This is a genomic window from Paenibacillus sp. FSL K6-2393, from assembly GCF_038002545.1.
Lineage (GTDB): Bacteria > Bacillota > Bacilli > Paenibacillales > Paenibacillaceae > Paenibacillus.
On record NZ_JBBOCU010000001.1, the window covers coordinates 1,394,023 to 1,415,898 of the forward strand.

Below are 21,876 nucleotides of genomic sequence, written 5' to 3' on the forward strand. Positions count from 1 at the left end.
GTCACATGAGATATGAGGATACAGCAATATATGTTAGGGTATCCACAACAAAGGAGTCACAAAAGTTCAGTCCAGAACACCAACGGATGGATTGTGAAGAGAAAGCCAGACAGCTAAGTTTAAAGGTTCGTGAAGAGTACATATATGTAGACAGGGATAGTGGTACATCCATTGTTGGAAGACCATCTATTCAGACACTAATTGAGGATGCAGGTAAGGGTTACTTTAAAACCATCCTCTTTTCTTCTTTATCTAGATTCTCTCGTGATACGTATGACTCGTTAGGTTTGAAGAGAACTCTTGTGGATAAGCTTGGTCTAAGGGTTGTATCCTTAGACGAGAACTATGATTCACAAGTTGATCATGATGAGTTTAAATTTCAAATATTCTCAGCAGTTAACCAAAAGTTGAGTGAGCAAATTAGCATATCATCACGAAGAGGTATACGTCAGTCTGGAATGAAAGGAAATTATTTAGGTACTATTGCACCATTGGGCTATGACAAAATAAAGGTCGATGATAGGAAAACCATTATACCTAATGAACGTGCCAGGATCGTTCAACTCATTTTTGATATGTATGTCAATCAAAAGATGGGTGAGAAAGCTATAACAAAGTATCTGAATAAAGAGAAAGTTCCCTCTTACAGAGGAGGGAAATGGGGAGTAACGTCTGTAGAACGTATACTAACGAATGAGATATATACAGGTAAAAACATATTTAATAAATTTACAGTTGTAAAGGTTTATAACGATATCAACAATATCTCTGATAAATCTAGAAAGTTGGTTAAGCGTGACAAGGAGCTATGGGAAGAAAGCGGTAAGCAGACTCATGAAGCAATTGTTAGTGAGGAGCTATTTAGAAAGGCACAGGAGATACGGTTAGAGCGTGGCGGTGGAAAGCGTGGAGGGGTAAGAAACAAAGTTAATGTATTCGCTGGTATAATCAAGTGTAAGCATTGTGGATCATCATTAAACATTGTGACCTCAAACGGCAAGAAGAACAGCTATCGTTACTTAGTTTGTTCTAAAAGAAGAAGACAGGGTGAAACTGGATGTGAAAATCACAATAGGATTCCATACGACGATTTCAAAGATGCTCTTATTGAAAGATTGAGCGAGAAACTTAGAAGTAAAACAAAGTCGGGGAAGACTGTAACCTTCACTAAAAAAGCGAAAGAAGATACCGGAAAGTTAATCGTTAAATATGAGAAGCAGATACAGAATACACGTAAATTGCTTTTTGAAATCCGAAAGCAAAAGTTAAACGATGAAATTGATGATGAGCAATATGAGTTTGAGAAGGAACAGTATGAACAAGAGATTAAACAGAAACAAGAACAGTTGTCCAAAATGAAATCTGAATTAGAACGAGCTTTGAATGACAGTGAACAGTTTAAGGAGATAAACATCTCACTTGATGAATTATCAGATCTAGGACAATTTACTGAAGTAGACCAAGTGAACCTGATCCTGAAAAAATTAGTGTCAAACATTACAGTTGATAAAGCAAACAATGTTGAGATCCATTCTGTATTGGGTAGGCTATAGTTTTTTTGTGTATTTCAAACCACATCTCGAATGTGATGCAGAAACTCAATGTTAAGGGTCGTTCGCAGGCAGTTGTCGAGCTGATTAAGCTTGGAGAACTGAAGATTTAGTTGCGAATTACAGTTAGGATTACGTAGCAGCATGAAAGCCTTTCTCTATTCTTTGTCATGAAGAATGGGGCAAGGCTTTTTTGCTGCAATGGACCATAAAATAAGGGAGTTAACAATAAATTGAGGGAAGATCCGAAACGTAGCATCGCTTGTTTTCGATATTTTAGTAGACCATAATGATTACATATACGAAGATAAGGCAGTAGAATTGAAACAATGGTTTGAACGGATGATTGGGTTCTTAAATCACATTTCCATCAGTTAGACTACACAGTTACATTAGAACATAGAGGACAGAAATGACCTGAAGAAGCAGAGCGTTCGCCTTTATCCCCAGATGTTCACCCTTATAAAAAATGATTCAAAAAATCTGGGGATAACAGTGATCGGAAGGTTATTCTGTCAGCGGAGTGGCAAGTGTAACTATTCCGTATTTCAACTTATATTAGCAATGGAAGGATGAGCTAAATGGACCGTTTCTTAAATGAATTTGAAGATCAATTTCGAGCGGGGTTTCTACCCGATCTGGAACAAACGCTGGCTAAGGTAGAGCATGAGAAAGTATATGCTTGTGCTTTTGGAACGGACAGTGATTGGGTTACCCTGTTTTTGGCGGTAAATACAGAGGAATCCCTTGCTGGGCATATTGTGAGTATGAAAGAGCAAGGGCTATGTGATAGTGAGGAGGACGAGATCTATTACAGATGGGGTTGCTCCGAATATCAATATGGCGAGGAGACGCACTTTAAGCATATCAGCCGATTGTTGTATGCAACAGAAGATGTCCAGAAGTATAAGGATGAGATCATTCGAATCATCGCCAAAGTTGTGAATGAGACAGCAAATGACGTTTTCGCCCGGTATGGACAAGCAAAAGCAGACATTACGTTCTTTGTTTCTCTAACAGATGACGATCTAGCGGAGGAGATTGAAAATCAATCGGTTCATCAAATGACTGTACCCGGCTTAGCCAGCAAATTCTTAAAACGATATGATGGCATCAATTAGAACGAGTTAACTCGAATCAAAACGAATTGAATCTTAGTACCGCGAAAGTCTTTCCTATTCTTTAACTAAACTAAAGAAGGAAGAGGCTTTTTTGTTTTTGCGTGAAAAAATGAAACAAACGAATCCATACACTTACTGATTCCTATTCATTTGAAGGAAAATCCTCCATTTTTTCTTCGAAAATGGCTGATAAAAGAGCTGCTCCAATTCCTCAAATTGTGCTTCGTTCAGATGAAGATGGAGCGCTCTTTTCGCAATTTTTGCGGCAGGTTGGGAAGCGGATTTCCTTCCTCCGGCTTTTCGTTTGATCGGAATATGAAATTGCAGCAAGTCTTCGAGCTGATTCCAACCTTCCCAACTCAACCGACCTCCGCGTTTCCAGTCGATAGCATAGAGGGCATAATAGGCGTGTCCTTCTGTTTGTTTGGAAGCCATAATCCAGATGGAAGGAATGAGCTTTTCCCGTTGTCTTCGATTCATTAGAATTGCACCCCTCTCGATTCTCAATATAAAGGACATCAACTATGCGTATCAAGCAGGTGAGGGGCTATACACGCTCAGATCATTGCAAAAGTCATGTTAAATTCCTCTTGATTTGCAGGATCGTCTTGATTAAAATGAAGTTATAAAAATAATTTTCTTGATTTATTAAAAATAAATAAAAATAATTTTCATAAAGTGAGGTCCTCATGGCAGCCATATTACGTGCGTTGCAGCAAGAACTGAATAACCTTCCGTCTCAGGAGCGACGTATTGCCGAAGTCATTATGCAATCTCCATCGGACATTCCCGGGTGGACGATTAGTCATCTGGCAGAGCAGAGTGGCACAAGTGCGGCGACGGTGACCCGCTTTTGCAAGTCGTTTCATTTTAAAGGCTTCCCCGATTTCAAAATGAAGCTCGCCGCAGAATTGTCCCACGCATCTGATGAAACGGCGTATCAGGATATTGTAGCGGGCAATTCACTATCCAAAATTGTTGAAGCTATCGAAGCCAACCACCTTGCGTCTATTTCAGATACCACCCGTTTGCTGGATTTGGGCAGATTGGAGCAAGCCGTTCAATTATTGTGCCAGGCTCGCCGCATCGATCTGTACGGTGTGGCTACCTCATCGATTGTTACACAGGATTTCTATCAGAAACTGGTGCGGATTGGCAAGAGCTGTACGGCTTTTTCCGACTCACATATGCAGATTACATCCGCATCTTCGCTCGCCGAGGGAGATGTGGCGATGGCCGTATCCTATTCAGGCGAAACACCGGAGACCATCGATGCCCTGCATTGTGCCAAACAGGCCGGAGCTTCTACGATTTCACTGACTTCCTATGGCAGTAACACGCTTGCAACTGTATCCGATATCCCACTATTCACCTCTTCTCTGGAAGAAGGCATGAGGCGTGGAGATATGGCTTCACGTATTGCACTGCTGCATGTGGTCGATATTTTGTTCACAGGCATGGTAAGTGCCGACTTCGACCGTTTTATCCCCAGACTGGAACAATCCTATCATAATGTGCAATCTTATCGAGTCCAACACAACGGAGGTGCCTGACAGATGAAGATGAATATACGAATTTTTGAAAATGAAGAAGACTTGAACGCCACGGGTGCTGGCCTCATTGCCAGCTTGTTGCAGACCAAACCACGGGCTGTATTGGGGCTCGCAACAGGAAGTTCTCCTGTGGGCATATATAAACAGCTTATCACGTTGTACCAGAAGGGGCTTGTCAGCTTCTCACAGGCTTCTTCTTTTAATCTCGATGAGTATGTTGGACTTCCAACAGAACATCGCGAGAGTTACCGCAGTTTCATGAACGAACAATTATTCAAACATATCGATATAGATATTGCTAGAACGCAAGTGCCTGATGGTCAGGCTGCCGATCTGGAACAGGAATGTAATTCCTATGAACAACGGCTGGACGATCGTGGACCTGTAGATCTGCAACTGCTTGGCATTGGACATAATGGTCATATTGGCTTCAATGAACCGGGAACTGAACTTACAGGACGAACACATGTTGTGGATCTGAAAGACGAGACGCGAAAGGCAAACGCACGCTTCTTTGACAGCATTGATGAAGTTCCGGCTCAGGCGATTACGATGGGTGTTGGTACCATTTTGAAAGCCAAACAAATTCTGCTCATTGCCCGTGGCGAGGAAAAAGCCGAGATTATTCGCGAAGCATTCATGGGCCCAATCACAACGGCATGTCCTGCATCGCTTTTGCAATGTCATCCAAATGTGGTGGTATTGCTGGACCGTGCAGCAGGGAGGCTGGTGAGATGACCGAGGTGAATAGCCATGAACCTAGGAGCCAGCGTGATGAAAATATTTCTCTTCTTCGGGGCAAGCTGCTCCTTGCAGATGAGATATTGGAAGACGGTGTATTAGCTTGGAGGGATGGGAAAATTATCTATGCTGGGATACCGGAAGGCCTTCCTGAACAGATTCGGAGCGAGGCTTTGCCGCTGTCAGTACCGGAACGTGGTCTCATTGTGCCTGGATTCATTGATATCCATGTGCATGGTGGGAACGGAGAAGACTTTATGGACGCAAGCCCTGAGGTGTTGGACAAGATCACTTCTTTCCATAGTACGCAGGGAACAACAGCGATGCTTGCGACTTCCATGACAGCTCCAAAAGAGCGACTGGATAACGTACTTGCTGAGGTCAATCGGTACCGTTCCGGTGAAATGCCTTATGCTCAGCTTGAAGGTGTACACCTGGAAGGTCCGTTTTTTAGTCCGAAATGGCCTGGTGCGCAAAATCCGGAACATATCATACTGCCTGATGTATCTTGGCTCGAAGCATGGGAGAAGCAATATCCTGGCCTGATCCGTCAAGTTACGTTGGCACCGGAACGTGAAGGCGCGCTGGAAGTCATTTCATGGCTGCGAGAACAACGGATTACAGCGGCACTTGGCCATACAGATGCGACCTATGAAGAGGTGGAGCGGGCAGTGGAAGCCGGACTGCATCATGCGGTACATACATTCAATGCCATGACACCGTTGCATCATCGGTTACCCGGGGCTGCCGGAGCCGTGCTGAGTGATCCACGTATCAGTGCCGAGGTGATTGCCGACGGCATTCATGTTCACCCTGCGGCGATCTCAATCCTCGCTCAGCTGAAGCAACATGATGATCAACTCGTGTTGATCACAGATGCCATGTCTGCGGCGGGATTGGATGACGGGGAATACAAGATCGGTGACCTGCCCGTAATCGTGAAGCATGGCGAGGCCAGACTGAAGGACGGCGGCGCACTGGCGGGAAGCACGCTGACAATGATTCGTGGTTTCCGTTACCTGGTACAGGAAGTGGGCCTGAGTCTGAACGCTGCATCACGTGCAGCAAGCCTGACACCGGCACGCCTGCTGGGCATTGATCATCGGACAGGTTCCCTGGCTCAAGGAAAACAGGCAGATATCGTTTTGCTGAATGCGGTGCTGGATATTGAGAGTGTGTGGGTTAAGGGCAGACGGATTGGCGAGTCATATTAGATTTAGAAAATTAGTATCGTGCTAATAACTCTCATTTGTGATGCATCAGTCTTAGGAGTTAAAACTTGGCTTTTATCTGTGGAGAGGCAACACCTTGCACAATATGTTAAAATAGATCTCAAAAAGACGGGATCTGCGGATCACGCATAACGGAGGCGTGAAACATGGAACGTAACGCTATGCTCGAACATGATCCGTTCATCACAGTGTTGGCGGAGAAGTTGCACATACACGGATATTATGCCTTTTATGGCGAGCATTACAATGAGACCGATATGGAGCTGTACCGCAGGCATCTGTTCACATCATTCAGCAACATCGTATGGGTAGAGCTGGACGCACGCAAAAAGTATATGATTGTCGATCATCGTGGACGTAACACGGTCATGAAACTGATCGAAGGTATGCTGAACACACGTAGAACGCTGCGAGCGAATCAGGCAATGGCAGGTACGGACACCTCTGGAGTCCAGCAGGAAATCGCACATTTATCCAAGCTTGTGCACATGTTGAAGTTCACAACATTCCGCACATAAGCGAAGTGTGATATGTAGGCTGTAATAAGCGGCGTGAGTAGGAAGAGTAGAGTATAATATGTGGCTCTCATAAGCGATGAGTAACAACGAAAAATGAAAATAAACACCAAGACATGACAACGAGTGCATCTCATAAGTAGTAATCTCCGAAGGGTCGCTCAGTTCTAACGAACCTGCGAAGCCTTATTTCAATGATTTGGCTGTCATACAAAATGTAACGAATCTTAGACACGCTATTTAATGTAAATGAGCGATATTACGTTACAAAATCTTGCTTACACTCCAAATAAGTTGTCTACGATTCGTTAGATTTTCAAACCTGCGAAATTTCAAGTAATAAGGCTTGTGAGGTTCTTTAGACGACAGTTGGCAATTTCCATGAAAGCTATGTGTTGGGTTTAGATAATAAACGAGTAAACATAAAGAGAGAGTCCTGTCATAGCTGACGGAACTCTCTTTATTTGCTTTATACAATTCAACAACACACATTCTCTATATAAGCAATTATCTAAACGAAGTCACAAAACTGCTGAACAGCGTCCGGACATCATACTGATATTTATTGATCGGCTCAATCGGACGTTTCTCTCCAAGCAGGGTATAGACGGCGATCCGTGCTGCCCGGACCGAATATTCTTCCGTGAATACCACGTCATCGGGAATTTCGCAGAATTGGCTGATGAAGGCCAAGTTGGTGGAGCCTTCAGGCACAACTTTTGGTCTGTCGCTGTTCAGTCTAGGCATAAATTGGGCTGTAATGTAAGGCATCATGCATGGAATGCAGTTGGCGGTCGCCATGATCTCCTCTTGATGTTCCTGGAAATGAAGATGGCCGATCAACTCCTGCATAATCTCTTCCCCGGTACAGTCGCACATTCTTTTCTTCACGTAATCGCCCACGTTATCCGGATATAATCCGTATCCCCAGAATACGTTGACATGCTCCGGCTGACCGCGGAAGTGCGGTTGGAAGGCTAGAACGACAGACATGAACCAGCTGGAATCCTTGAAAGTAACCAGAGCACCGGTACCTGCCCGGTTGCGTGTGAATTTCTCCATCAGATCAAAGAAGACCGAATCCTGGAAGGTGACCGTAAACGACTCCCATTTGGACTCATCCACATGATCATTAAAAGAAGAAGGGTTGCCCAGCATCGGTTTCTTGGCGGCAATGTTCTCCCACAGCTTCCATGAGCTGCCCTTACCGTTCAGTTTTGGTTCGGAAGTCATGGAGCCGATGTCGGCCCCTTCGGTCATCGAACCGTTTGTAACAATGACCAGATCACCTTCATGGATGTCAATGACTTCCTCGGTACCATTCCGGCTCACATGCATCCGACTTACCGTAATGCCCTCGCCGTCTTTGAAATCCAGATCCGTGACGGTACATTTCAGCGTGAAATCTACGCCAAACGGTTCCAGATAATTATGCAATGGAAGGATGATCGAGTCATATTGGTTGAAGGGAGTGCGGGTAACGCCTTCCAGCGTCTGAATTCTCGGGAATTCGTGAAAAAAGCGAAGCATGTATCTTTTAAATTCCACGGCGCTGTGCCAAGGTTGGAAGGCAAAGGTGGTCGCCCACATATACCAGAAGTTTGTTTTAAAAAAGTGAGGGCCAAACCAGTCGTTGATACGCAGTTTACCCAGCGTGTCTTCAGGAGTAATAATCAGTTTACCCATCGCCAGACGGTCCGCCATATCAAAGCCCATCGAGAGCACATCTTCAACCTTCCCGTCACGGTTGATGAGCCGTGCATTGGAATGTGTGGGATTGGCATCGTCAAATTCGGTAATTTCCTGTCGGACAGATATGCCTGGACGGTCGATGGAAGGGATGGAAGCCAGCAGCTCCCACAGATTCTCATAGGCCTCGTCATTGAGCATCCGCCCGCCGCGGATGATATATCCTTGATCGGGATGGCCAGCGCCGTCATTGCTGCCACCGAGAATCGGCATTTCTTCGATAATGTGAATATGTTCTCCGGGAAAGCCACAATCTCTGACCAGATAAGCTGCACCCGCCAAAGATGCAATGCCGCCGCCTACGAAATAGACCTGTTTATTACCATATTCTTTCTTCACGATCATTCGCCTCCAAAAGGTACTGTAATCACATTTCTAATGTAATCCTTGCAGGTTTCGTAAGGTATGATCAAAAGAACGGGAGTGTCTAATTTTTGGTCACTTTTGGAAAAGTGTCTAAAACCTAGGCTTAGATCACATATGAAAAAAAGCCGCGCATCCTTAAGTGGATGGCAGCTTATTCTCATACCTGTGCAGTGCCCTCAGGACACTGCCTTCGATCAGCTCACTGAGCTTCTCAATAATCTGTTTTGGCGGTTCTCGCATGTCGCCCCTCATCCATTGGATGATCAGCCCCGTGAAGGCCAAGGTATAGAAGTTGGCGACGAACTCTTTGTCCTCACTGCGGACCTGTATCCCACAGGCCAGCTCATCAATAACACCCATGATCAGATCATGGGTTACTTCATAGAGGTATGTGTCCAAGTGGGTGCGCCCGAGCGAGTCGAGTGTGTTGCAGCAGAACGTTTTGTTGTTCTCGATGTAACAAAAGATTTTATAAAATCCGTCCGTCCATGTACTGTAGCTTCGGTACTCCGTAAGGCTCTCCACCGCTTCAGTCTGATAGATCCACCCAAGTAGCGCGTAAATATCCTGAAAATGATAATAAAAGGTTTGCCTGTTCACTCCGCAATGGTCAACCAGATGTTTGACCGTAATCTTGTTCAGTGGAGTATGCTCCATCAGTGATTTAAGCGAGTGAGCCAGCGCATGTTTGGTTAGGTGAGAAGCAGACACAACATTCACCTCATCATTTTGGATTAGTTTGTGGGGGCATAACAGCAGGTAAACACTCATGGCAAAAGCCCCGCGCCGAAGTCGCTAAGCATAAGCAAGTCAAAACGCAGGAATCCCGAAAGATCCTCCCATCCAGAATCCCCTGTAGCTATCAACATCTTCTTTACCCGATCCACATGATACTCCCTAAGGATGCATCCTTAGGGAGTATCAATCGATTCAAACAAACTCCTAAAGGCCACTTGTGTTGTCTCTATCACAATCCCTTAAACGTTAGCCGTCGTCTAAAACCAGTCACAATAAAGAGCAACCACAGTAAAAGCCAGAAACCTAGTGAGGAGACGTAATTAATCTAAAAAAACGGTCGAAAAGGTCGCGTATATCAACTCTAATACACTAAACCATTAAAAGAGAGACACCGTCTATAAAATCAGTCATAGGAACAACGATAACGAAGTTATCGAGAAAAAAACGAACAAATCGAAAACTGTTCAGCAGCCCATCGTTAAGGTAATCTATCACACTAACCTTCAAAGTTAAACCCATACCTTTAAAGAAGCCATAATAAAGCAAACTGTACGTAATGATCGATACAAAATTCAAAGAACGGCCTAAAGGTCACCATGTTTTTATCTCTAATACACTAACCCATTTTAAAGTAAGTCTCCATCGTCTCCATCATAAAAAGCAGCCACGAAAAAAAACCACAATTTCACCAAAGAAAAAGAAAAAAGAAACAAAAAAACAACTTCACCAAAGAAACAAAAAAACAATAAAAAGAAACAAATAAATCAAATAAATCAAATAAATAAAAAAGACGACCCGAAGGCCGTCCTTTTTTCTCCCCATTACACTAACCAATCAATAGTTAGGCTCAATCTTAAAATCAGTCTGCGAGAAGCTGCAACGTAGTGAAGGGGACGAAATCGATTCTGAAGAAGCGGAGCGTTCGCCTTTATCCCCGGATTTCTCCCTTTAGAAAGGGAATCAAGGAAATCCGGGGATAACAGCGATCAAAAGAACGATTCGGCCCCGGAACGTCCACTCAGCACGCTCTCATGAACTGCTTTTAAACACGATGATTACAAACTCTTCAGAAACTGCACAATCGTCAACAACCCTTTATCAAAGTTCTCCAGGTTGAAGTGCTCATTCGGTGCATGCAGATTCTCATCCGGCAAACCAAAGCCCATCATAACAGCAGGGATTTCGAGTACACGTGAGAGCTTCTCAACAATCGGAATGGAGCCGCCATCTTTGGTAAAGAGGGCACGAACGCCATACACGTGCTCATACGCATCTGCCGCTTTTTGCAGAATTGGATTGGAAGGATCAGTGTTGAAAGCAAAAGCTTTTTCAATCTGTTTCACATGCAGCGTTGCACCCGGTTGAACGTGAGCGCGCAGATGTGCTTCGATACGATCCAATACATGTTGTGGATCTTGATCCGCCACGAGGCGGCAGGTGATTTTGGCATGAGCTTCCTTCGGAATAACCGTTTTGCTACCTTCGCCTTGGAAACCACCCCATACGCCGTTTAGTTCCAATGTTGGACGAGCGCCAACACGTTCCACGAACGAGTAACCTTCTTCGCCGTACAATTGCTCCAGTCCGAGGTCTTGACGAAGTTGTTCTTCATTGAAGCCCTGTTTCACAAATTCTTCTCTCATCTCAGGAGATAGTGGCAGAACGCCGTCGTAGAAACCATCTACACTCACACGGCCTTGCTCATCATGCAACGAAGCGAGCAGGGATACGAGTGCGTGCAGTGCGTTAGGTACACCACCACCAAATGAACCGGAGTGCAAGTCGGTATTGGCTGTGTTCAGATCTACGTGAAGCGAGCAGAGGCCGCGCAGGCCAGTGGAGATCGCCGGTTTACCTTTTTCAAGCAGGGACGTATCCGAGATCAGTACCATGTCTGCACGCAGCTTGTCTGTATGTTCATTAAGATAGATGGGCAAGTTCGGGCTGGAGATTTCCTCTTCGCCTTCGATACAGAACTTGATGTTAACCGGAAGTTCTTTGTTTTCGGCAAGAATGGCTTCTACTGCCTTGATATGTAGGAAAATCTGTCCTTTGTCATCCGTCGCACCACGGGCGAACAGCTTCCCATCACGAACGGTAGGTTCGAAAGGAGGTGTCTCCCACAGGTTAAGCGGATCAACTGGTTGTACATCATAGTGTCCATAGATCAGCGCTGTCGGTTTGCCGGGTGCATGCAGGTGATCTGCATAGACAATCGGATGTCCAGCCGTTTGAATGACCTCTACGTTTTCCATGCCTGCACGTGTGAGCGCATCTGCTGCCCATTGTGCTGCACGATTAACATCCTCTTTATGCTCGGAAATGGCGGAAATACTTGGAATGGACAACCATTCATTCAGTTCTGCCAGGTGTTTTTCTCTATTTTGTTCAAAATAAGTCTGTTCTTTCATTAAAAAGGCCTCCTTCATGTTTGCTTTATCTCATTGTAATCCATTTTGTCATGTTAATAAAACATTGGTTAAAAAAATGATCGGTTACAGATCGTTTCATTCACCTGAGGATTGTGCGTATAATACAAGAAAAGGATTTCATCCATATATTCTCAGGGGAGTTGAGGAAGTTTCCATGACAGTCAGACCCGATGCAAGCAGGCAGGTGAGCAGCGATGGAACCGACTAGGAGCGATCGAATATTTGGCAGATTCAAGCGATTATCCGATCTGAAGGCTGGAAGGCATAAAGGACGATTTTATCGAAACAGCCTGATCCTTATTTTACTCATTGCCAGCATTCCCGGACTAATCACAGGTATCGTCATGTATCAACAGGTTGTTGGCCGGATGGAAACCGAGTTCAATCAGATGCATCAGAACCAAATCGAGAACCGGGCACGCAATGTGGATGACCAGCTGGCTTATCTGGAGATGAACTTATCCCATTGGGCTTTTGAACCGAGGTTTGGCAATGCTTTGCGAACGCTGGATTTTGTATATTATTTCAATGAAACGCAGGAGATTGTGACTACCTTATACGTATTACAAGGTTCCCATCCACTGATCAAGTCAGCACAGCTGTATTTGCAGGAACCAAAGCCAATCTTGTTTAATCGGGATTATACCGAATTGAACGATGAAGCCAAAGTACAAGCCTATGATCGATACCTTTCCATGGGGAACCACGTGTACTGGACAGACTGGGTTTCCAGCATCAACAGTGATACCGCAACATCGACCAACGATAGTCCACTGCATACGGATGCAGGCAATGCACTTGTTCTAGTACATAAGATACCAGGCGAGAGCATTAATCCGTTTGGTGCACTGATCATCACGCTGGATAACGAGAAAGTCGCCAGTTTATTGAAAACGCTTACTCCTTACGACGAAGGGTTAACGTTCCTCATGGATCAGGAAGGAAACACACTGGTTACCGGGAATCCGGGAACGGCGGGAGAGACTTCTGCTTTTGAGCAGCAGCTAAAAGAAGAAGTAGCCCTGCATGCGGGCAACCGCTCATTCCTGTTCCGATATGAGGATCAGACCTATTCTGTCTCATACGGTTCATTGAGTCGGATCGATTCAGACTGGACTTACGTCTCCGCAGCACCTTTGACATCAGTCACTTCGCCAGTTAAACTGGTGTCCAAAATCATCGTCATTGCCAGTATAGGCAGTCTCATCCTGGGATTATTGTTATCCTGGTTTGCTTCACGCCGCATATATTCGCCTGTAGCGCGGATGCTGCATCTGCTTACGCCTGGCAGAAACGAAACCACACCAACGGATGCCAAGCTGGATGAGTTTGAGCTGCTGGAGCAACAGTGGAACGAACTGACCTCCCGCAGTGTCACGGCACATCGCCAATTGCAGGAGCAGCTTCCCCATTTGCGCGACAGTTTTGTCTTACAACTTGTACAGGGGCATCTATACGCCTATAACGAGAAGGATCTCCAGCAGCGGATGCGTCATCTCGGATTTGAACTGGAGGGCCAGCAGTTTTTGCTGGTGCAGATGTATTTTACGGGGTATGAGCAGCTGCAAGGCAGATTTGGAAGCCAGGACACGGGATTAGTCACCTTTGCAGCAGTGAATATCACTCAGGAAGTGGCGAAAAATTATTTCAGGCAGATCAGTGTCATGAACTTTCATGACCTGTCTTCCGCCATGCTTGTGATTGCTCCCCAGGACGAACCTGTGAAATCACAAGCGATGTTATGGGGGCAGGAGCTTGTGGAGGTCATTGGAAGAACACTCAAACTGAAGGTGACTTTGATGATCAGTCGCCCAGCAGCTTCACTACAGGAACTGCCCGGACGATTCGTTGAGATGGAACAGGCCGTGGCTTATCGCAGTGTGGACGAAGGAAGTCAGATTCTCGATCTGGAGGATGAGGAATGTTTCCGCAGAAATGAAGCAGCTTCCTATCCACTTGGGCTGGAACGGGAGTTGTTACAGGCGGTCAGGCTGGGCAAACAAACCGAAGCGGAACGTGTGCTGGAACAATTCATGAGTGAAATTACGCGGACGGGCAGTACCGAATTTCAGGTGCAACAGATGATGCTTCAATTGCTCGGCAGCATTCAGCACATGATGTTGCAAACGGGTGTCACACCTTATAAGCTGTTTGGTGGTAGCAACATGTATGAGCGATTATCCGGTATTCGTGAACCTGTACAGATGAGGCAGTGGATGATGAATGAGGTATTCATACCTTATATACAAGAGGTTGAGGTACGATCGCAGGAACCGCTGAAACTGGTGGTGGAACGAACGATGTTGTATATCGATACACATTACCGTAGCGACATTTCGCTGGAAAACTGTGCTGACGAGGAGCAGATGACACCCTATGCACTGAGTAAGGCTTTCAAACAGGTTTCAGGCATTAATTTTATTGATTATCTGACACGTGTGAGAATGGATGCGGCGAAGCAATTGTTACGTGAGACAACGATGAAAATCAATGATGTTGCGGCGGCTGTGGGATATCAGCACAGTTATTTTAATCGGATCTTCAAGAAACAGGAGGGAGTTACCCCGAGTCAGTATCGCGATCAATGGTTTGGACAATAACCTTTTATATCTTTGTCATTTCAGACTGGCATCCAGCTTTAGTGGATGTCGGTTTTCTTTTTTTTACCGTGATACAAAGAAGGATAAACCCGCAAAAATGTGCAATTCTACCTGCTACGTTATGTTCAGTTTCTTGTGGAAATGGCGTTATAGCGGGCTTTCCGACCATCATGCCGTAGCAATGCAAAAAATGAAGGTTGCTGGAAAAAGATCGGCTGTATAGTCTGAATAACAGGCCAATTGATAACGCTTACATATTTGAGGGAGGGGAGACATGATGAACGGGAAGACGGACTGGAATACCAACGGTACTGCAACTGCTCAAGCGGATATGGCAACAATGCCATTAAAACAGGAGTCCAATTGGAAAAGACAGATTAAACGAAACAAATGGTTATATGTGCTTGTGCTTCCCGGCTTTTTGTACTTTGTCATCTTTAAATACTTGCCCATGTGGGGGATCATCATTGCCTTTCAGGACTACCAGCCTTTCCTGGGCATCCGGGAGAGTAACTGGGTGGGGTTAGAGAACTTTACGAACTTTTTCTCCAACCCGGACTTCTTCCGACTATTACGCAATACATTGGTCCTTGCCCTGTATGATCTTATCTTCTTTTTCCCGGCACCGATCATTATCGCATTGTTATTAAATGAAATTCGAGTCGCTTTCTTCAAAAGAACGATTCAAACGCTGGTTTATGTACCCCATTTTGTATCCATGGTGATTATCGCCAGTATCACGTATGTGTTCCTGACCCCCCAAGGCGGGGTGTTATACGACCTGATCGCCTGGATTACAGGCAAGCCCATTGATGTACTCTCCAGTCCAGGTTCGTTCCGTCCGCTCATTATTGTGCAGATGATGTGGAAGGAGATGGGATGGGGCACGATCATTTTCCTTGCTGCCCTCGCAGGTGTAGATACGGAACAATATGAAGCCTCCATTGTGGATGGTGCAGGACGGTTACGGCGGATGTGGCATATCACACTTCCAGCCATTCGTACGACCATAGTCATTTTGCTCATTCTCAGACTGGGGAACTTCCTCGATACCGGATTTGAGCAGATCTATCTGATGACCAACTCTCTCAACCGGGATGTCGCTGACGTCTTTGATACGTATGTGTACACGGTGGGGATCACGCAAGGTGCATTCAGTTACAGTACCGCTGTTGGACTATTCAAGTCTGTGGTGGGGATTATCCTGGTGCTCGGCAGTAATAAACTTGCGAAAAAATTCGGTCACCCCGGAATTTATTAAGGAGGAGCGCCCATGAACAGCCGTCTATACAACAGCCCTGCCGGCAAGGTTTTTGATATCTTCAATTACGTCATGCTGGGGATTCTGGGCATATTAACCGTCCTTCCTTTCCTGTATATTATAGGGAATTCTTTCGCAACAGAAGCTGAGATCACCGAACGCAGTTTCTTCCTCATTCCGAAGGTGTTTTCCTTCAGCGCGTATGAGTATATCTTTTCCTCGTCCACGATCTTTCGCAGTATTGGTGTTTCCATTTTCATCACGGTGGCAGGTACACTGGTCAATCTGTTCTTCACATTAACGATGGCCTATCCACTATCCAGAAGTGACTTCTGGGGCCGTAATGTCATGATGAATATGGTGATCTTCTCGATGTTATTCGGCGGTGGCATGATTCCAACGTATCTCGTCATTCGTGGATTGGGACTGCTTGATTCCTACTGGGCCCTTATGCTTCCTGGCGCGATCAGCGCTTTTAACTTAATTGTTGTCAAAAACTTTTTTCAGCAAATGCCGCCTGGGCTGGAGGAAGCGGCCCACATCGACGGCTGTTCGGATCTTGGGGTGCTGTGGCGAATTGTTCTGCCTTTATCCAAACCGGTCATCGCCACGTTTGCCTTATTCTACGCCGTAGGACATTGGAACAATTTTTTCTCAGCACTGCTGTACATTTCCGATAGTGACAAATGGCCGCTACAAGTCATGTTGAGACAGATCGTATTGCTCTCGCAGGCCAGTGTCGGAGATATGGCGAACATGGACCCCAATTTTGTACAGCCACCAGAGCAGTCGATCAAAATGGCGGTAATCGTTGTAGGTACAATTCCGATTTTGCTGGTGTATCCGTTTTTGCAGAAGCATTTTGCCAAAGGTGTCATGTTAGGTTCAATCAAAGGCTAAAGCCAAGGGGGAGAACGTATGGGACAAAAAACGGGATTCAAAAAAGGTGCACTGTTACTCTCTGCGTCACTGGTACTAAGTACAATTCTGGGAGCATGCTCCACGGACAAAGCAGGTTCAGGAACCGCTGGTGGTGGCACAGACGAAATTACCATTATGCTGCCGAACTTTGAAGCGGAGAATCCGCCGGAGAACAGCCCGGTCATCCAGAAACTTGAGGAATTGACCAAGGTGGATGTGAACCTGCAGTGGGTGCCAAGCAGCTCGTACGAAGACAAATTCAACATCACATTGGCCTCGGGAAAGCTTCCTCAGATTATGGTGGTGTTAGGGAAGTCCCCAAGTTTCATTAATGCGGCCCGAACCGGGGCTTTCTGGGAGCTGGGTCCTTATCTGAAAGACTATCCGAATCTGAGTCAAATGAATGAAATCATCACCAACAATGCGTCAATCGATGGCAAAACCTATGGGATCTACCGGGCACGGGCCCTGGGACGTAATGGGGTTACAATCCGCAAAGATTGGCTGGAGAATCTGGGGCTGGAAGAGCCGAAGACGATTGATGAATTTTACAATGTGTTGAAAGCGTTCACGAAGGATGATCCGGACGGTAACGGCAAAGATGATACGTACGGTCTGGTTGCCAGCAAATTCACGGGCCCTTGGGATAACATGCAGGTATGGTTTGGTGCGCCCAACAAATGGGGAGATGATGGCAGTGGAGGTCTGATCCCGGCGCATGAGACACCAGAATACATGGAAGCCCTGAAATTTTTCCGGCAAATTTATAGTGAGGGTCTGGTCAACAAGGACTTTGCCGTGATGGATGCAACGAAACTGCCTGATCCATTTGTGAATGGGCAAGCCGGTGTCATGGTGGATGTAGCAGATAATGCCCAGCGCATGGATCAGAAAATACTCGATAAAGACCCTAATGCGACAGGACGTGTGGATGTGCTGCAAGCGATGGAAGGTCCAAAGGGATTACGTGATATGCCAACGTCCGGTTACTCCGGCCTGATTGCTATCTCCAAAAGCAGTGTCAAAACGGAAGAAGACCTGAAGAAGGTACTGAGTTTTCTGGATCAGCTGAATGAACCGGAGTTGCAGGCATTGTTGTACAACGGACTGGAAGGCAAGCAGTACGAGAAAAAAGAAGACTACATCATACCGAGCACTGACAAGCTGGCACTGCGCGACCTGCAGGGTTTAAATCAGATTTTGATGTTTGTACCTGAAGACAGAACGCTTCGTGTACAACAGACACCTGTCCGTGAAAAGGTTGCACAGGTGCAGAAAGCCAACGAAGAGATTGTCATTGCCAATCCTGGTGAACCGCTGATCTCTGATGTTTACGCTCAGAAAGGACCGCAGCTGGACAATATCATTAACGATGCGCGGATCAAATATATCGTAGGTCAGATTGATGAGAAAGGGTTCGAAGATGCTGTTGCTCTGTGGAAGAACAACGGCGGAGACGATTATGTGAAAGAAGTCAATGAACTGTACGCAGCACTGAAGTAGTCGTATAAGCCAGAGCCCGGTAGCTGTGCTTTCAGTGTAGCGGAAACAGCCGGGCTTTTCTTATCGTTGTAATGGCTTGATTCGCGAACAAAATTTCATCCAACTTTCTGGAAATTATGACTTCCTGAATATGGTTTTTGATGTATAATCAAAACGAAAAAAACCTAGTTGAACTGAAATGAACGGTATTGGTAAAGCTGGTTACCATACACTCTTGAACATGCAGGGAGGAAGGCAACATGTGGAACGGGGATGCTTTTGAAAATCCCGAGGCGCAGTACAGGGTCCATCCCTTTTGGTTCTGGAACGGGGATATGGAAGAAGAGCAGATTAAGCGGCAGGTGGCTGAGATGGCCGCGCAAGGTGTAGGCGGATTCTTCATCTGTCCGCGTCAGGGACTACAGATTCCCTATCTCTCTGAAGCATGGTTTGATAAGGTGCGGGTTGCAGTGCAGGCAGCTGCCGACCATGGCATGCAGGTATGGTTATATGACGAATATCCATATCCAAGCGGGATGGCTGGCGGAGAAGTGACCCTTGATTTCCCTGAAGCGAAGCAGCGACAGCTCGTGCATCATCATCTGGTGGTTCAGGGCGGAGAAGCTGTGGATCTGGAGTTGCCGTGGGGACGAGTCTTGGTTGCCAAGGCGATTCCCAAGGATGAACAGGGCAAGCGTCTGTGGCATGGGTCCATCGATCTGCGCAGCAAAATCGGCAATATCCAGACCGATCAGGTCTTTCAGGAGACCGGACTCACATCGTATAACCGCAAGCGGTTCTTCACCTACCGAACAGCGTTCCGCTTGTTGTGGGATGTTCCCCCAGGTGACTGGGAGTTGATTATATTTCAGGAAAAAGAGATCGATGATTTCAAATATTACGGCAACTTTGTTGATCCTTGCCACAAGGAAGCGATGAGTCGTTTTATTGAACTGACACATGAGCGTTATAAGTCAGCGGTTGGAGATCAATTTGAAAGCGTAATCAAAGGTATGTTCTCGGATGAAATCGCACCGCTGGGCCGTCTCCCCTGGTCTCCACAACTTCCCCGTTATTTCAGTGAGCGTTGTGGTTATAGTCTGATCGATTCGCTACCGGCGCTGTTATATGGTGATGTTCCGGACGCGCATCGAATTCGGTATGACTATTACCAGTCACTCCACCTGCTTCTCAGGGAGTCCTATCACAAACAGGTGCATGACTGGTGTGAGGAAGCAGGAATCCAGTACGCCGCTGAGGTACCTGGCGTACGGATGACCACCCAGTTGTTCAGCCATATGCCAGGCGGTGATTCGGCACATGAGAAAATCGGACGGTCCTTATCGTGGATTCTGGAACGATATGGCCAAAAGATGCGTGACAATCCCAAGATGGTCAGTTCGCTTGCCCGACAATTGGGCCGAAGTCGCAATCTGATTGAATGTTTTCACAGTGTGGGCTGGTCGATGACGCTACAGGATGCCAAGTGGATGATTGATCGCATGGCTGCCATGGGCACCAATTTTTATAACTTTCACGCCTTTTTCTATACGATTGGTGGGCTTGCGAAGCATGACGCACCACCGTCTCAATTTTTGCAGAATCCCTACTGGAAGCATTTCCGGCAGTTGGGGGATTACACCGGACGGTTGAGTTATCTCATGAGCACCGGAACAGCAGACATTCGTATCGCCGTACTTGACCCAACGACGACATTCTGGAGTCTGATGGGTAATCCGCTGCATGGATTTGAGTATAGCGGCGAAGACGAATTAGAACGGGCGCAACTGGAGCGTCTGACGAAGGACTGGATGCGGATTACTACCCATTTACTCGAAAACAGACGAGATTATGATCACCTTGACCCCGAATTGTTGGCTGAAGCTGACTTAACGGATGGCACCATTCGGATCGGCGTTGCCCGTTATGACGTATTAATTCTCCCACCGATGCTGAATCTGGAGGCCGCGGCCTGGGAACAGGTGAAGAGATTCGTTCAGCAGGGAGGAACTGTTATTTCTGTTGGGATGCCTCCGCATATTGCGATTCAGCCGGGAAGTCCGGAGGGAGAGGAAGCTGCCCAGTTCTTTGGTGCGGGCGAGCAGCCTCAAGAAGTGTACTGGGGCCGTAACGTGACAACAGATCATGATAACCGTGAAACCATGTGGCATCAGGGTGAGGGGAATGCCTTTTTTCTACCCGCAGGAACGGGGCAGGGAGATGACTTTTCGCTGGAGCTAATCTCTCTCCTGCTCGATCAGGTATTGCCCGAACCCATCTGTTGGATAATGGAGGAGGAAAGTGCATCTCTGCTGATGCACACCCGTCAATTGTCGGCTGGGGAGCACATGGTTTTCTTGACCAATCAGGAGGGGCAGAATCTGAAGGGGCAATTGAAGGTGGTCGCCAGACAGCTGTGGGATGGAGAGGAGCTGGCAGAGAACGCTTGTCTGGTGGCAGAACGACTCGATCTGGAGACAGGGCAGCTTCAGGCATTGCCGTATACGAGCAGTGGCGGGGAATGGTGCATTGCGCTAACGCTCGCGCCTTACGAAGCGCATGCTCTACGCCTTACTTTACAACCTGCGAAGGAAGAGGCATTAACAATGAAGGTGGATGTAGCAGACAAAACGGGTTCGGCGTTTGTAACGGATGTATCGGCAGGAGCGAATCAGGCCCGTAAGATCAGAGTTCCTTCAGAAGGGCCATGGCGAATGGAAACGGTGCAGTCTAACATCCTGCGAATGGGACAATTCCATCTTCTCGCCTCCAATGATCACGGTGTAATTCTGGAAAGCCAGCATGTAGCTGTGAAACCGTTTATTGATCAGGCGGCAGAATTATCGGAACAGCAGCATCTGCCAATCCAGTTTAATCAGGTATTTGGCACACCGAAAAAGGCATCCGTTGCTTACCCGATCGAGTGCCGTTATACGACCACATTTGAGCTGAGAACGGCATTGCCTGCATGCCTTTTATTCATGGACAGAGCGGCGATCTCGGGCACTTGGTCCATGGAAATTAATGGGCAACCACTTGGAAAAGAACAGTTCGATCCAATCGAAATAACCGACCACAATAACATCGCTTGTGATATTACGGAGCTGCTGCACAGCGGTCTCAACGAAATGACGGTGAGTGTGCAGGTAACGAAAGATGAGGATGGTATCGTTGATCCCTTGTATCTACAGGGAAGATTCGGCGTGGAGTTCCATCATGAAGGCATGGCTTCGCTTGTACGGGAGTCGGATACGGCCCTTCGTATCGGACCCGAACCGCAGCCACTGTATCCCCATTTTTCCGGGGAAATGAGTTATAAACGCACGTTCTGGTTGGATGAGCCAGGGGAAGATATGACCACGTTTGAACTGGAATTCAGCGATTGGCGGGTACAGGATGTGGTGGAAGTGCGGGTAAACGGGCATAGCCTGGGTGTACGATGCTGGTCTCCGTATCGCTGGAAGGGAGAGGTCTCCTGGTTGCGTCCGGGAGATAACGACATTGAAGTTCGGATTACCAACACATTGATTGGCCTGCTGGAAGGTACGTATTTTGATTCGGAACATCATCGATTACAGGATGCCGGTCATGTACCTTTTGCAGAATTCGGATAAA

The 21,876-nt window shown here is 46.5% G+C and carries 15 protein-coding genes and 1 pseudogene; 12 read left to right on the top strand and 4 right to left on the bottom strand.

Annotation, left to right across the window (positions count from 1 at the left end; translation table 11 throughout):
• Positions 1–5: 5 nt before the first annotated feature.
• The 3 genes and pseudogenes from MHI14_RS06075 (at position 6) to MHI14_RS06085 (ending at position 2,671) form a co-directional block, all read left to right on the top strand.
• Positions 6–1,553: a recombinase family protein gene (locus tag MHI14_RS06075; protein ID WP_339310608.1), complete on the top strand. Its 1,548-nt coding sequence runs from the start codon at positions 6–8 to the stop codon at positions 1,551–1,553.
• A gap of 11 nt (positions 1,554–1,564) precedes the next feature.
• Positions 1,565–1,663: pseudogene (locus tag MHI14_RS06080) on the top strand (LuxR C-terminal-related transcriptional regulator); the annotation flags it as partial.
• Between the two features lie 468 nt (positions 1,664–2,131).
• On the top strand, positions 2,132–2,671 hold the full coding sequence (locus MHI14_RS06085; RefSeq protein ID WP_341130012.1) for a DUF4303 domain-containing protein: 540 nt from the start codon (positions 2,132–2,134) through the stop codon (positions 2,669–2,671).
• Positions 2,672–2,803: 132 nt separating this feature from the next.
• Here the strand turns inward: MHI14_RS06085 and MHI14_RS06090 are convergent, their stop codons facing one another.
• Positions 2,804–3,151, bottom strand: coding sequence for a hypothetical protein (locus tag MHI14_RS06090; RefSeq protein ID WP_341130013.1), 348 nt, complete (start codon positions 3,149–3,151; stop codon positions 2,804–2,806).
• 209 nt (positions 3,152–3,360) lie between these two features.
• Between MHI14_RS06090 and MHI14_RS06095 the strand changes: the two genes are divergently transcribed.
• The 4 genes from MHI14_RS06095 (at position 3,361) to MHI14_RS06110 (ending at position 6,715) form a co-directional block, all read left to right on the top strand.
• The gene (locus MHI14_RS06095) at positions 3,361–4,224 is read left to right on the top strand and encodes a MurR/RpiR family transcriptional regulator (RefSeq protein WP_289390265.1); all 864 of its coding nucleotides are present in this window, start codon (positions 3,361–3,363) and stop codon (positions 4,222–4,224) included.
• Positions 4,225–4,233: 9 nt separating this feature from the next.
• On the top strand, positions 4,234–4,962 hold the full coding sequence (gene nagB, locus MHI14_RS06100; protein ID WP_091037991.1) for a glucosamine-6-phosphate deaminase: 729 nt from the start codon (positions 4,234–4,236) through the stop codon (positions 4,960–4,962).
• A complete protein-coding gene (gene nagA, locus MHI14_RS06105) occupies positions 4,959–6,179 on the top strand; it encodes an N-acetylglucosamine-6-phosphate deacetylase (RefSeq protein WP_133387097.1) in 1,221 nt (406 codons plus the stop codon). Before nagB ends, nagA begins: the two co-directional genes overlap by 4 nt.
• A gap of 164 nt (positions 6,180–6,343) precedes the next feature.
• A complete protein-coding gene (locus MHI14_RS06110; protein WP_074096289.1) occupies positions 6,344–6,715 on the top strand; it encodes a hypothetical protein in 372 nt (123 codons plus the stop codon).
• A 504-nt stretch (positions 6,716–7,219) separates the two neighbouring features.
• Here the strand turns inward: MHI14_RS06110 and MHI14_RS06115 are convergent.
• The 3 genes from MHI14_RS06115 to MHI14_RS06125 form a co-directional block, all read right to left on the bottom strand.
• Positions 7,220–8,806, bottom strand: a complete 1,587-nt coding sequence (locus MHI14_RS06115; RefSeq protein ID WP_341130014.1) for an oleate hydratase — start codon at positions 8,804–8,806, stop codon at positions 7,220–7,222.
• A gap of 156 nt (positions 8,807–8,962) precedes the next feature.
• Complete coding sequence (locus tag MHI14_RS06120) at positions 8,963–9,598, bottom strand: TetR/AcrR family transcriptional regulator (protein ID WP_341130015.1); 636 nt, start codon at positions 9,596–9,598, stop codon at positions 8,963–8,965.
• A 1,022-nt stretch (positions 9,599–10,620) separates the two neighbouring features.
• Positions 10,621–11,976 carry a dipeptidase gene (locus tag MHI14_RS06125; protein WP_133387100.1) on the bottom strand — a complete coding sequence of 452 codons (1,356 nt, stop codon included), beginning with the start codon at positions 11,974–11,976 and terminating at the stop codon, positions 10,621–10,623.
• Between the two features lie 215 nt (positions 11,977–12,191).
• Between MHI14_RS06125 and MHI14_RS06130 the strand changes: the two genes are divergently transcribed.
• The 5 genes from MHI14_RS06130 to MHI14_RS06150 all read left to right on the top strand — a co-directional run bounded on the left by MHI14_RS06130 (position 12,192) and on the right by MHI14_RS06150 (position 21,875).
• On the top strand, positions 12,192–14,597 hold the full coding sequence (locus tag MHI14_RS06130; RefSeq protein WP_341130016.1) for an AraC family transcriptional regulator: 2,406 nt from the start codon (positions 12,192–12,194) through the stop codon (positions 14,595–14,597).
• A 331-nt stretch (positions 14,598–14,928) separates the two neighbouring features.
• Positions 14,929–15,858, top strand: a complete 930-nt coding sequence (locus MHI14_RS06135; RefSeq protein ID WP_165980409.1) for an ABC transporter permease — start codon at positions 14,929–14,931, stop codon at positions 15,856–15,858.
• A gap of 12 nt (positions 15,859–15,870) precedes the next feature.
• A complete protein-coding gene (locus tag MHI14_RS06140; protein ID WP_091037661.1) occupies positions 15,871–16,758 on the top strand; it encodes a carbohydrate ABC transporter permease in 888 nt (295 codons plus the stop codon).
• A gap of 18 nt (positions 16,759–16,776) precedes the next feature.
• Positions 16,777–18,282 (top strand): extracellular solute-binding protein, encoded by a 1,506-nt coding sequence (locus MHI14_RS06145; RefSeq protein WP_091037658.1) that lies wholly within the window; start codon positions 16,777–16,779, stop codon positions 18,280–18,282.
• 239 nt (positions 18,283–18,521) lie between these two features.
• Positions 18,522–21,875 (top strand): glycosyl hydrolase, encoded by a 3,354-nt coding sequence (locus MHI14_RS06150; protein WP_091037656.1) that lies wholly within the window; start codon positions 18,522–18,524, stop codon positions 21,873–21,875.
• Position 21,876 lies beyond the last annotated feature (1 nt).

Excerpts from the sequence above, each read along its gene's own strand:
- MHI14_RS06075 (WP_339310608.1), top strand. The coding sequence starts at position 6 with ATGAGATATGAGGATACAGCAATATATGTTAGGGTATCCACAACAAAG.
- MHI14_RS06085 (WP_341130012.1), top strand. The coding sequence starts at position 2,132 with ATGGACCGTTTCTTAAATGAATTTGAAGATCAATTTCGAGCGGGGTTT.
- MHI14_RS06090 (WP_341130013.1), bottom strand. The coding sequence starts at position 3,151 with ATGAATCGAAGACAACGGGAAAAGCTCATTCCTTCCATCTGGATTATG.
- MHI14_RS06095 (WP_289390265.1), top strand. The coding sequence starts at position 3,361 with ATGGCAGCCATATTACGTGCGTTGCAGCAAGAACTGAATAACCTTCCG.
- nagB (WP_091037991.1), top strand. The coding sequence starts at position 4,234 with ATGAATATACGAATTTTTGAAAATGAAGAAGACTTGAACGCCACGGGT.
- nagA (WP_133387097.1), top strand. The coding sequence starts at position 4,959 with ATGACCGAGGTGAATAGCCATGAACCTAGGAGCCAGCGTGATGAAAAT.
- MHI14_RS06110 (WP_074096289.1), top strand. The coding sequence starts at position 6,344 with ATGGAACGTAACGCTATGCTCGAACATGATCCGTTCATCACAGTGTTG.
- MHI14_RS06115 (WP_341130014.1), bottom strand. The coding sequence starts at position 8,806 with ATGATCGTGAAGAAAGAATATGGTAATAAACAGGTCTATTTCGTAGGC.
- MHI14_RS06120 (WP_341130015.1), bottom strand. The coding sequence starts at position 9,598 with ATGAGTGTTTACCTGCTGTTATGCCCCCACAAACTAATCCAAAATGAT.
- MHI14_RS06125 (WP_133387100.1), bottom strand. The coding sequence starts at position 11,976 with ATGAAAGAACAGACTTATTTTGAACAAAATAGAGAAAAACACCTGGCA.
- MHI14_RS06130 (WP_341130016.1), top strand. The coding sequence starts at position 12,192 with ATGGAACCGACTAGGAGCGATCGAATATTTGGCAGATTCAAGCGATTA.
- MHI14_RS06135 (WP_165980409.1), top strand. The coding sequence starts at position 14,929 with ATGGCAACAATGCCATTAAAACAGGAGTCCAATTGGAAAAGACAGATT.
- MHI14_RS06140 (WP_091037661.1), top strand. The coding sequence starts at position 15,871 with ATGAACAGCCGTCTATACAACAGCCCTGCCGGCAAGGTTTTTGATATC.
- MHI14_RS06145 (WP_091037658.1), top strand. The coding sequence starts at position 16,777 with ATGGGACAAAAAACGGGATTCAAAAAAGGTGCACTGTTACTCTCTGCG.
- MHI14_RS06150 (WP_091037656.1), top strand. The coding sequence starts at position 18,522 with ATGTGGAACGGGGATGCTTTTGAAAATCCCGAGGCGCAGTACAGGGTC.